8 protein-coding genes and 1 pseudogene are annotated in these 12,274 nt (G+C 46.6%); 3 read left to right on the top strand and 6 right to left on the bottom strand.

Annotated elements, in window-relative coordinates; all coding sequences use genetic code 11:
• Positions 1–18: 18 nt before the first annotated feature.
• Positions 19–501: a MerR family DNA-binding protein gene (locus Q4Q49_RS11710; protein ID WP_259520962.1), complete on the bottom strand. Its 483-nt coding sequence runs from the start codon at positions 499–501 to the stop codon at positions 19–21.
• A 149-nt stretch (positions 502–650) separates the two neighbouring features.
• On the opposite strand from Q4Q49_RS11710, the gene Q4Q49_RS11705 reads away from it, so the two are divergent.
• Positions 651–2,885, top strand: coding sequence for a heavy metal translocating P-type ATPase (locus Q4Q49_RS11705; RefSeq protein WP_311999426.1), 2,235 nt, complete (start codon positions 651–653; stop codon positions 2,883–2,885).
• A gap of 311 nt (positions 2,886–3,196) precedes the next feature.
• Entirely contained in the window at positions 3,197–4,789 is a 1,593-nt protein-coding gene (locus Q4Q49_RS11700; protein ID WP_106651801.1) for an ABC-F family ATPase, read from the top strand.
• Positions 4,790–4,947: 158 nt separating this feature from the next.
• Here Q4Q49_RS11700 and Q4Q49_RS11695 read toward each other — a convergent pair whose 3' ends face one another.
• The 5 genes from Q4Q49_RS11695 to Q4Q49_RS11675 all read right to left on the bottom strand — a co-directional run bounded on the left by Q4Q49_RS11695 (position 4,948) and on the right by Q4Q49_RS11675 (position 11,758).
• A complete protein-coding gene (locus tag Q4Q49_RS11695; RefSeq protein WP_311999425.1) occupies positions 4,948–5,472 on the bottom strand; it encodes a lipocalin family protein in 525 nt (174 codons plus the stop codon).
• 167 nt (positions 5,473–5,639) lie between these two features.
• Positions 5,640–6,518, bottom strand: coding sequence for an EamA family transporter (locus Q4Q49_RS11690; protein ID WP_311999424.1), 879 nt, complete (start codon positions 6,516–6,518; stop codon positions 5,640–5,642).
• Between the two features lie 99 nt (positions 6,519–6,617).
• Positions 6,618–9,212, bottom strand: coding sequence for an FAD-binding protein (locus tag Q4Q49_RS11685; protein WP_311999423.1), 2,595 nt, complete (start codon positions 9,210–9,212; stop codon positions 6,618–6,620).
• 177 nt (positions 9,213–9,389) lie between these two features.
• Complete coding sequence (locus Q4Q49_RS11680) at positions 9,390–10,418, bottom strand: diguanylate cyclase (protein WP_259544137.1); 1,029 nt, start codon at positions 10,416–10,418, stop codon at positions 9,390–9,392.
• 302 nt (positions 10,419–10,720) lie between these two features.
• Complete coding sequence (locus Q4Q49_RS11675; protein ID WP_311999422.1) at positions 10,721–11,758, bottom strand: transposase; 1,038 nt, start codon at positions 11,756–11,758, stop codon at positions 10,721–10,723.
• A 191-nt stretch (positions 11,759–11,949) separates the two neighbouring features.
• Between Q4Q49_RS11675 and Q4Q49_RS11670 the strand changes: the two are divergent.
• Positions 11,950–12,274, top strand: a pseudogene (locus tag Q4Q49_RS11670) (IS5-like element ISSod6 family transposase); the annotation flags it as partial.

Raw genomic sequence — 12,274 nt, 5'->3', positions numbered from 1 at the left:
TATTTCCCGTTATGACTCTCAGCCGTTGCTAGTACGACTGGCTTTACGACAACACTCAGAGCCTGCATCTTGCAGGCTTTGGTCTTTTTGGGATTTGTCTATGTCAGTTTCGTGGTCCTCATGGCTTAGGCTATCGATAATCGCGCAGTGAGGCTGATCGCCGCCTTGGCATTGGGTCACCATGTGCTGTAATTGCGCCCTAAGCTGTTGCAGCTTATTGATTTGCTCTTCGACATAGGCAAGGTGAGTACGGGTAAGTTGTTTAACATCTTCGGCATTACGGCTTTCATTGCCCTTAAGGCCAAGCAAGGATTTGCAATCTTCTAGGCTAAAACCTAAGTCGCGACATTGATGCACAAACTTAAGCGCTTCAATATCTTGATGGCGATAAACCCGATAACCCGCCTCATTGCGCTCGCCGCACACTAAGCCAATATCATGGTAATAACGGATACTCTTAACACTCAAGCCCGTTTGTTTCGCCACTTCGCCTATCTTCATCTTGACCTCTTCTTTGAGCAACTGAATGGTTTTTCGCCCAGCAATTAATTGTCGATGTGATCACATTGAGCAAATTCATCCTTGACTCTCCCGCAATGGGAGACTTTATCTTAGACCTATAGTGTAAAACATCAAGTGAGGGATCTCCCATGTCTATGACCAGACTCTATGTCGCCAATATGAATTGCGCTGGCTGCGTCGCGAAAATTGAAAAGGCGTTTGCCGCCCAAGCGGGCGTCGAAGCGCGTGTTAATCTCGCCGATAAACAAGTGACGGTAGAAGGCAAGATGAGCGCCGATACCGCCTTAACTGTGATGGAAAAAGCAGGTTATCCGGCGCAGGTAGTGGTGGATGCAAAAGTCGCCGCCGAAGAAAAACGCCTAGAAGATGCCACTGAGTATCGGCTGCGGATGCGCCAAGCCATAGCGGCGCTTGTTGTGGGCGTGCCTATGATGATGTGGGGATTATTGGGCGGCGAGATGATGATCAACAGTCCAGCGATGCAGCTTGGCTGGGGCATTATGGGACTGGTCACCTTGGCCTTGCTTGTCACCACGGGCGGACATTTCTACCAAGGCATGTGGCGGGCGCTCAAAGCCAAAACCACTAACATGGATACGCTGATTGTGCTGGGCACTAGTACGGCATGGGCTTATTCCATGCTGGTGGTCATTATGCCGAGCGCATTCCCTATGGATACCCGCCATGTGTACTTTGAGGCGAGTGTGATGATTCTAGGTTTGATTAACTTAGGTCATGGACTCGAACTCAAAGCGCGGGGCAAAACCAGCGAAGCGGTGCAGCGATTACTTGGATTGCAATCCACCACTGCGATTCGGATCACAGATAAAGGCGATGAAAAGGTTGAGATAAGTCAGTTGAAACTGGGCGATAAGCTGCGTTTGCGCCCCGGTGACCGAGTTGCCCTCGATGGTGAGGTCGAAACAGGGCAATCCCTACTCGATGAAGCCATGCTCACTGGTGAGCCTATTCCTGTGCTTAAAAATCGGGGAGATAGTCTGAGCGCGGGCACAGTCAATGGCAACGGCAGCTTAGTTTACCGAGTGACGGCTGGGCAAGAAGATACCAAACTCGCCAAAATCATTGCACTGGTGCAACAGGCACAAACGTCAAAATTGCCCATAGGTCGATTGGCTGACAGAATCTCAGCGGTATTTGTCCCGACTGTGGTGGCGATAGCGCTGTTGGCAGCGGCAATTTGGTATTTTGTGGGGCCAGCACCCGCCTTAAGCCATGCGTTAGTGGTGCTGACGAGTGTGCTTATCATAGCGTGTCCCTGTGCGCTGGGGCTGGCGACACCTATGTCTATTATGGTGGCCGTTGGCCGCGCCGCCCAAATGGGCGTGTTAGTCAAAAATGGTGAGGCCTTGCAAACCGCCAGTAAAGTCGATTGTGTGGTGCTGGATAAAACCGGCACTGTCACCTTAGGCAAGCCGCAAGTCACTGATTTTAATTTAGTGCAAACGCTGAGTGATGCCGATAAGGAAACTTTGCTGGGCGAGATAGCGAGCCTTGAGCAGCACTCTGAGCATCCTTTAGCGGGGGCGATTGTCAGTTATGCCAAGGGATCCCTGTCACAATTACCCGACACACAGGCATTTACGAACCATCAAGGTAAGGGGATTGAGGGCAAGGTCGATGGCGTATCGCTGGCGATTGGTAATCTCGCCTTGATGACAGCTTTGGAGATTGTAAATTTTGATGGTAGTGCCTTAGATCCCAAAGCGACATTAAGCTTTGCAAATCAAGGTAAAACCCCGATTTATGTCGCCAAAGCGGGCAAGCTAGTGGCCACTATCGCGCTTGCCGATCCGATTAAACCCGATGCTAAAGACGCCATCGCGGCCATGCTGCAAAGGGGGATTCGCGTCGTGCTGTTAACGGGGGATAACCCACAAACGGCGCAGGCAGTGGCCGACCAAGTGGGCATCACCGAAGTGATTGCTGGCGTACTGCCAGAGCAAAAACAACAGCATGTGCTGGATTTGCAAAAACAAGGGCATGTGGTGGCTATGGTTGGGGATGGCATTAACGATGCGCCCGCCCTGATGAGCGCCGATGTGGGGATTGCTATGGGATCGGGCACTGAGGTGGCGATTGAAAGTGCGGATATCACCTTGTTGTCGCAGCAGTTGATAGTGATTGCTAACTTATTGGCATTATCGCGGGCGACGATTACCAATATTAAGCAGAATCTGTTCGGCGCCTTTGTGTATAACAGTTTGGGTATTCCGGTTGCGGCGGGCGTGCTTTATCCACTTACGGGCATGTTATTAAGCCCTGTGATCGCAGGTGCTGCCATGGCCTTGTCTTCACTCACTGTGGTGACGAACGCCAACCGCTTAAGACGGCAGAAGTTGTAGTCTTTACTATTCACATAAGCCCTTAGCGTTGGCAAGCTTTGCAACGCTAAGGGTCATCAGATTGTCATTCTGTTCGAATACATTGAAAGCTAAGCCAATAGGATAAAATTAATTATGCTTCTCACGCTGGCATAGTGCGGCGATTTCGGCACTTACTCTGGCTTTAGATTAGCCTTGGTAGTTGATAATTTAGCCCAAACTGCTATAGTGCCACGTTTATTTTTACCCCTTCGGCATAGCGTTATTTGGTTTATGCTTACTTAAGCGGCGCCAGCTGGCTCGGCCAACATTACTCGATTTGGAAGTTCATTTTGATCACAACAGCAAATATCACCATGCAGTTCGGCGCTAAGCCACTGTTTGAAAACATCTCAGTTAAATTTGGCGGTGGTAACCGTTACGGTCTTATCGGCGCAAATGGCTGTGGTAAATCGACCTTCATGAAGATCCTGTGTGGTGATCTAGACCCTAGCAGCGGTAACGTTTCGTTAGATGTGAATGAGCGTCTGGGTAAACTAAGCCAGAACCAGTTCGGTTATGAGGAATTCAACCTGATCGATACTGTGATCATGGGCCACCGCGAACTGTGGAAGGTAAAACAAGAACGCGACCGTATTTATTCTTTGCCTGAAATGAGTGAAGAAGATGGTATTGCCGTTGCCAACCTAGAAATGGATTTTGCTGAGATGGACGGTTATACCGCCGAATCTCGCGCCGGTGAATTACTGTTAGGTGTAGGTATCGGTATTGAAAGCCATTTTGGTTTGATGTCTGAAATCGCCCCGGGTTTAAAACTGCGTGTATTGTTAGCGCAAGCCCTGTTCTCTGATCCAGACGTGCTGCTGCTCGACGAACCTACCAACAACTTGGACATCGACACTATCCGTTGGTTACAAGACATGTTGAACCAACGTAGCAGTACTATGGTTATTATTTCCCATGATAGATATTTCTTAAACTCAGTCTGTACGCACATGGCTGACTTAGACTACGGCGAACTGCGCGTTTACCCTGGTAACTACGACGAATATATGCAAGCGGCGACTCAAGCTCGCGAGCGTTTATTGTCTGATAATGCGAAGAAAAAAGCCCAGATCTCTGAGCTGCAAACCTTCGTAGCACGCTTCTCGGCTAACGCGTCTAAGGCGAAACAAGCCACCTCTCGTGCCCGTCAAATCGACAAGATTAAGTTAGACGAAGTGAAAGCCTCTAGCCGTGTGAACCCCTTCATTCGTTTCGAGCAAGAAAAGAAACTGTTCCGTAATGCTTTAGTGATTGAAAACCTAACTAAAGGTTACGATAAGCCACTATTTAAAGACTTAGACTTGATTGTTGAAGTGGGCGAGCGCATTGCGGTACTGGGTGAAAACGGTATCGGTAAAACGACCCTGTTACGTACCCTGATCCACGATATCCCGCAGGATGCAGGTACTATCCAATGGTCTGAAAACGCCAACATTGGTTACTATGCACAGGATCATGAGTCTGATTTCGCTAACGATATGACCTTGTTCGAGTGGATGAGCCAATGGCGCAAACCAGAAGATGACGACCAATCGGTACGTGGCATTTTAGGCCGTATGTTGTTTGGCTCTGACGACATTAAAAAGTCAGTCAAAGTGCTGTCTGGTGGTGAGAAAGGCCGTATGTTATTCGGCAAGCTCATCATGCAAAAAGCCAACATTTTAGTGCTCGACGAACCGACCAACCACATGGATATGGAATCGATCGAATCATTGAACAACGCGCTGGAAATGTATGAAGGCACCTTGATTTTCGTGAGTCATGACCGTGCATTCGTATCGTCGCTGGCAAACCGTATCCTTGAAGTGACTCACACAGGCGTGAATGACTTCAGAGGCACTTACGATGAGTTCCTTGCCAGTAAAGGCATCGAAGTCTAAGGTTATTCGCACTTTAGTTGCATGAGTAAATGCATGCATCTAAATGTAGCATCAATAAAAACGCCGCAATGTATTGCGGCGTTTTTGTATGCATTTTCTGTCTATTATCTAGCGATTAGCTTTTTATGCACTTGATTCTAGTGCATTAGCGATGCTCGTTATTGCGCAGACTCTTGCTGCACATAAATCAAACTGTCGGTATCAAAACCGCGGGCTTTAGACATTTCAACAAACTTTTGCAATACCTCGGGTGGCACAGTCGGGGTTTTAGCCAGTAGCCACAAATAACCCGTGTCGGGCCCCGATATAAAAGCGTATTGATAGTTTTCATGATCTAATTCGAAGACCACATACGATCCATAAAATGGCCCAAAGAAGGAGACTTTCAAATAGCCTTCTGAGTCCCCATTGACAAAATAGGCCTTACCTTCGGCTTCTTTCCATTCGTTTTTAGCCGCTGAGAATCCACGGTTAATGACCATCACACCGCCATCGTCTCTGAGGCTATATTCTGCGCTAACTTGGCTTAAGCCTCTTTCGAATGAATGATCTAAGCGCGCAATTTCGTACCATTTACCTAAGTATTTATTCAGCTCAAAATCATTAACGGGTTGAACCAACTTAGGCATGCCTAAACAACCGCTGAGCAAAAATATACTAATGACTAACAGTAGCTTTCTCAATTTGACCTCCTGATCTTAAGTCTTAGTCGCATATCTTGAGTGAATCAATCCTCTGTCGAGCTTACACTATTTTCTTCACATTATTTCAGCTACTTGGCTTCTGTTGGTAAAAGTTCTGTTAGTTAAAGTTCTGTTGTTTAAAGTCGTGTCGGCGACTGTCCTGTGGGTTACTCGCTCGCAACCCGCACTTTGCGCTGACTGATAAAGCCTTGGCTAATGCCGGCCAGAATAATCAAGCCGACACCGCTTAATTGCATTGGGCTCAAGCTTTCACCAAATATCCACCATGCCAGCGTCACTACGATAACAGGTTCCACATAGGCGAGGGTGCCAAAGGTGGCTGCTGGCAATTGCCGCAGGGCTTTTACCGCCAGTAATATTGCTAAAAATCCGGGGAAGAATCCAATCGCGATCAACCAAACAATTTGCGGCAAACTTGGCGTCAGCGGTGCATTTATCACTAAGGGCAGCAGACATAAAGCGCCGACACAAAGCTGCACTAAAGTGCTCTGGTAGGGCGAACTCAGACTCGGTTTTCGGTTGATTAACATAAACCCACTGTAGGTTAATAGGGCGAGTAGGGCATAAAAATAGCCTAGTAATTCAGTATGTTCGCTCGATTGCTGCGGCCCTGTTGGGATCATTAACATAAAGCCCACCAGCGCGACGACCACGCTTGCCATGCTTAAGCGGGTGAGTTTTTCGGCAAAGAAATAATGGGCGAAAATAGCCGACACCACAGGGGCTAAGTAAATAATCATGATTACATTGGCCATTTGGGTGTACTGAATGGCTTCAATGTAAAACGCCATAAAACCCGCGAGCATAGCGCCATTCACTAAGTTACGTTTACTCGGTCTATGGCGAATTTGCTGTCCTTTGCCTGTAAGCAGCATATAAGCCAATAGAAATAGGGCTCCGAGCAGTAAGCGGTAGAAGGTAATGTGTTCGGCTGGCAGGGCGGCAAAGCGCGCTAATACACCTATTGTGCCCATAAGAATGGCCGCCAATAGGGCAAAAATGATAGCTAAAGCTGAGCTTGGCATAGGCAACCTGTAACTGAAGAATTTAAGGGGCGACACCGTCCTGTGGACGGCGTCGATTTTGCCTTAAAAACTCACCCTAGGCTATGCCGATGTATTAACTTAGATAATGCTTTTACGTGAGCGGAAATGGTTAAAGCTATCTTGGCTGTAGGCCGCCTTAATCCGTTTTAACGCAGCGTAATTGTGGTCAAAGTACACATCTGTTGGAATGGCCTTATCTTTGAAACTGATAAAAGCGCCTGAGGTGTTGGGGATGTCATAATTTCGGCTGGCATCAATCCAATCGAGCGCACGATTAATGCGAGTAAACACTTGGCTATCCTGCAATTGTTGTTTCTCTTGCAGGGCGTTATTCCACCAAGTTTGATATTGAATCGTGTATTGTCTGTCCTTGTAGGGGAAGGCGCTGCGACTCTTTTGCTCTTCGCCCATAGTGCGATAATAATCACCAGTTATAGCGCCAAGGGTAACATAGGTAAATAGCCCCAATTGGCGATTACCTTCAAGCACATAGCGAGAGGTTAAGCTTTCAAGCAGTGGCTTATAACCGTCCCTCAGGCCCGTTTGATTCACTAAGCGCGAGGTGACTTTATGGGGCGCGGGTTCATCCACATCGGTTGGATTAGGTGAGCGGCTTATGCCTTGTAAGTCAGCTTGCAGATGATGAAAAGATTCCCTTTCCCAATTGGCCATTAAGTTTTCACCGTAGGCTTTGGTGAGTCCGCCCATCCCCTCGATGCGAATTTCATTGGGCACTAGGTCAAACTCATTAAATTGTGTCTGGATAAAGTGATTCAGACTGGCGGAATTGCCTTCCCAAAAGCCATACATCAAGCAGTTATGCTTAATCGACTCAGTGTCTATGTCAGGCGTTTTGTGTTGTTCTGCGGGTAAATGTTTGGCATTTATCTTGAGATTGGTACCAATCAAACAGCCTGTGCTGTCGGCATTAATGATGGCTTCCCAGCGCTGTAAAATGTCTTTGGTTGGGGTGTGCTCAATGAGTTCTTGGGTTTGTTTATCATAGCAATTCCACTCTAATTCAAACTTGAGCAGGCAAGGCGGTAGTGGAAAGGTTTGTACAAAAAAGCGGGTCACTATGCCGTAACTTAATCCGCCGCCACCCTTGAGCGCCCAGAGTAACTCAGGTTTATTGGCAACCGAGACGACTTGGGTTTCACCAATGCCAAGGACAATTTCTGCCTGTAATAGGGATTCGCAGCACATGCCGTATTTGCGGGTCCAAGGTCCTGAGCCGCCGCCCATAATAAATCCCGCTAAGGCAACGTTGCCACTGGTGCCATGGGGGATCATCACGCCTTTTTTTGCAAGGGCAGTGGTGAGATTGATAAAGCGATTGCCTGGGCCAATGGCCGCAATACCTGTGATGGGATCTAAAGTGAGGCTATCCATCTTCAGCAGATCCAACACTATGGTATTGGTTTCAGTGCTTTCACCTTCGTGATCATTCCCACCCGAGCGCACGCTGATCGGCAAGTTATAATCGATGGCTGCTTTATAGGCGATTTTGACTTCTTCAGTGGAAGTGCATTTGATGATCGCCAGTGGTTTTTTTTGTAACCTGCGGTTGAACAGCTGGCAAGCCTGTTGGTAGGCTATCATTTGCTTACCCGTGCTGACCGAGAATTGCTGTTCGCTATAATAATGGCCAGCGGTAATAATATTGTCGGCCGGAATGTGTGCGCGAACTTCATTGATGAAATTAACAAAGTTTTTGGCTTGAGTGATCACTAAGTTTTCACTGATCCGCACTTCTGCACTTAATTCTTCTTCGGTCGATTGCATAATCAAACAATCCCGTTCGAGTTCATTCGCGACGGTCACTTTAATATTCGAACGATAGGCCGTCAGCGATTTAAATACTTCGATATTGAGAGTGATATCTGCTTGGTTGCTCGCCGCGTAATTAACGACATAATTAAAATTAGGCCAAGTGTTATAGTCACACTCAATAATATAGGCTCGGCGTTCGTGGGGCGGAATAATCTTAGGCAGTTGTTGATTATAGGCGTTGCTATCCGCGGTGGTTTTTATGAATTGATATTCAGTATCATTAAATATGACCAGCAGCACTTTTTGTCTTTGAAGTGGGATAACGTTTTCATCACGAAAATTATATACATCATGATGCTGATAAATGTAAAGGTTATTTTCGGTAATCGATTTTTGTTGCGCCGGATTACGATAATAGTCGACGATTTCGGTTCGGGTTAATAATCGATTAAGTAAAGTTATGCCAAATATTTCACCATCGAAATGAGTGTCGCGGTGATTGGGTAATGACACGTTTTCAATTAAAAACTCATTGTCAGCAACCAGTGACAGATTATTGAGTTGTGTATGGGTAATTTCACCATCCACATAACAATTGATTTCATGGTATTCATGGCAGATAGACAATAAGTGCCACTGGCCATCGTTGAGTCCACCTAAGGTTGAAATTGCCTCAACCCGCAGCAAGGTGGTATTAATCACGCATTCAATATGCCCCAGTGAATTAATGTCCACGGCGAAATAGGTATCTTCTCGATCGGTTTTATAATGGAACACACGCCCACCCGCGCTGGTTTTAACCCAACACTGGTAAGTAAATATGGCAAGGGGTGACGTGCTCACGGGTAAGCTTTTTTCAATCACTGCCCGTATATTTCTTGATGCCTCAAGCTTATTCATATTCGTGCGTCCTTTCGTGTGCTTTGCGTGTTTTACCTCTGTGCGCTAAAGCGCAACTGGGGTAATTCATCCCGTGGTTAATCCATCGCGGGTAACTAAGTCGCGGATAACTATGTTTTGGGTAAATCAGTTTTGGGTAAATCAGTTGCGGGCAAACAAGTCGCCAATTAATAGGTATTAAAGCGATGTATTGATCCTGTCACGGCCATCGGCTTTGGCGCGATACAATGCGGTATCGGCGGCGCACAGCATGGCGAGTGAGGTACGGAATTGGCCATTGATTTCACTCGCAATTCCTTGGCTCGCGCTCACAGAGACATAATCGCGCAGGCCTTGCTCAGTAAAGCGCAGTTCATTAATCCCTTGCTGCACTTTTTGGGCAATCGTCAGTGCCATTTTGGCATTGTGGCTTGGCAGAATTAGCGCGAATTCTTCACCGCCGTAACGCGCTGCCAGGCCAATGTCTATTGGCACTATGTCAGCGATCACTTTGGCAATCTTACGTAGGCATTCGTCGCCTTGGATATGGCCGAATTGGTCGTTGAACACTTTGAAATAATCCACATCGATAATCACCACGCTGATAGGGCGCAGCTTACCTGTGCATTCTTCCCAATAGTGATGTAGCATTTCGTCGAAGTATCGGCGGTTCGCCAGCCCTGTCAGTGAATCCGTGGCGGCCAATTTACGTAGCTTTTGATTCTCCGCTTTGTGCTGCGTTAAATCGTGCATCATCATCACGAACAGAGGTTCATGGCTGGGGATGTAGGAAATGGAGAGTTCGACATCTTTTGCTTTGCCTGAGGCGGTAATGAGGGTGATTTCTTCGGCGCAGTGCTGCACTGGAATGCCGCAGTTTTTGCCTAGCTTAATATCATTGCTCAGCAGATTGTCGTAGCGAGCTTGATGGTGCTCGGTCAAAAAGTTGCGCCAATCTTGTCCCTTCAAACTGGCCTGCGGGCATGTCAGTAAGTCAGCACCTTTGCTATTGCTAAAGTAAATGTAACCTTGGGCATTGACGATAATCACCGGCTCGGTCAGATGCTGAATAAACTGTTGAATCGTTTCAATCGAGGCATGTTCGAAGAAGGTTAACGGCAACGAGGGTTCTACCAAGCCTTGCTGCGCAGTGCACTGTGAACCATTGCCTTTACCCACAAGTGATAATGGATGTTGTGAGCGAGTCTGTGTAGGTGAGCTTGTCATTGTTATCATTCTCCGTGAACCTAATGTCATCTGCGCTAAGCGCTTTTCTGATGATGACTTTATTCTTCGCAAAGAAAAGATACCTTCTGCTTACCTTCCGATTTAATCTATTGTTTATAAAGGTTTTAAATTTACTCTTCTCGCGATAAATTCTTTGATTTAGCAGAACTGAGCGAGGTTTTTGGGCATGGCTAAGTTAAAAGAGTGGCACCCATGAGTGGATTTTTGGCTATTAAGCGGCAAGCGCAAAGGAAGTTAGTATCGAAATTTAACCGCAGATAAAGAGTGGGGAAACGGCTCGTTCACCCTAAAGGTTGATTTGGATGCAGAGCTTCGCTACTCGATTTTCCCCTACACCATTTACCACCTTGCTGAAGTTTAAAAGCACACATCGCATCCCAACGACCACTGATGCTACTGTACTGTCGGCGAAACTCTTTAGCAGAGCTGAGCCAAGCATCTGATGCAATCTCTAACTCATTGAGCAGTTTTGGTCGCTGATTATCGATAAAGCCCTTTTTATCATGGCGAATCGCGCGGCCAGTCCAATCGATAAGTTCAAGATAATCGGCAAAATGGAAGGGGATACCCGTTTGCTGATGGAGATGTTTTGCACCATCAAATTTTGCAAGGGATTTATGAGGTAATGGTTGAGTGTTATCTACAGGGGATTGGGTTGACAGTGGTGTAAGGCTGTTAGGGGAAAGTGCATTCAGACGTTCTTGAATCGATGTAAAATCAGAGGATTGCAAAGAATCGGCAATGCCAGCTCGAATAGGATTTAAATCAACGTACATCATACATGCCAGTAATGCTTGCTCATCTAACAGTGCTTGGGATTTAAAACGACCTTCCCAGAAGGCGCCTTTGCACTCATCTTCTCGGTTTGCTTTACGGGCAATCTCTTCATTTAGGCAGCGCATAAACCAAGATATGCTGGATAAACGCTCATGCCATTCGGCAATTAAGGCATCGAGTAACATGCGTTCACCATCGATTAATACATCACCATTCATATACTTAGTGGCAATGGCATGGCCTTTAGTGATTTGGCACCAGCGACTGATAATATCTTTTTGCGTTAACGATTTAGCCTTGTCGACATCTATTTTAAGCACTAAATGATAGTGATTGCTCATCACCGCATAAGCGCAAATATCAATACAAAATATCGCAGACAAGGCTTTGATTTTATCGACAATCCAGCCACGTCGATGCTCATAACTGCGCCCAGTGAGTTTATCTTCACCACACAAAAAAGCCTTTCTGACACAGCGATTAATCACATGATAGAAGGGGGTTGTATTAGCATCGATAAGCATTCTTCTGGCCGAGGTCATCACTCGCTCCAAACAGACAAGGTGAAGATAATTTAAAGACTAGTAGAAGAGGGGACAAAGCACAAAAGATATGGCTGTCCCCACTTATTCGATCTAAAGACTAGGGTCTGTTGATCTTTCGAGAGTGATTTTTAGACAGCATGGCAAGACGTTATAATTTGCTTCGCCAAAAGTAACCATAACCTCAAGCCATGCCAAGACTTATGCTAACCGATGCACGCTGGGAAAAGCTATTTCATTTAATGAAAAGCACAGGCCGTGTTTATGACAAACCTGAACATAGACAAACATTCGAAGGTATTCTTTACCGGCTTAGAACAGGCATCCCTTGGCGAGATTTACCTAAAGAGTTCGGTCATTGGAGCACGGTCTTTAGACGGTTTCATTTATGGTCTAAAAAAGGCGTTCTAGCACATTTATTCAAGGCCTTAGCCAACCTTGCTGATATAGAATGGGTCTTTATTGATGGCTCGATAGTGCGGGCTCACCAGCACAGTGCAGGTGCCGCGACGCTAA

Source organism: Shewanella sp. SP1S1-7 (assembly GCF_031932105.1).
In the GTDB taxonomy this organism is placed as follows: Bacteria; Pseudomonadota; Gammaproteobacteria; order Enterobacterales; family Shewanellaceae; genus Shewanella; species Shewanella baltica.
This window is presented reverse-complemented; position numbering and strand designations above follow the sequence as displayed.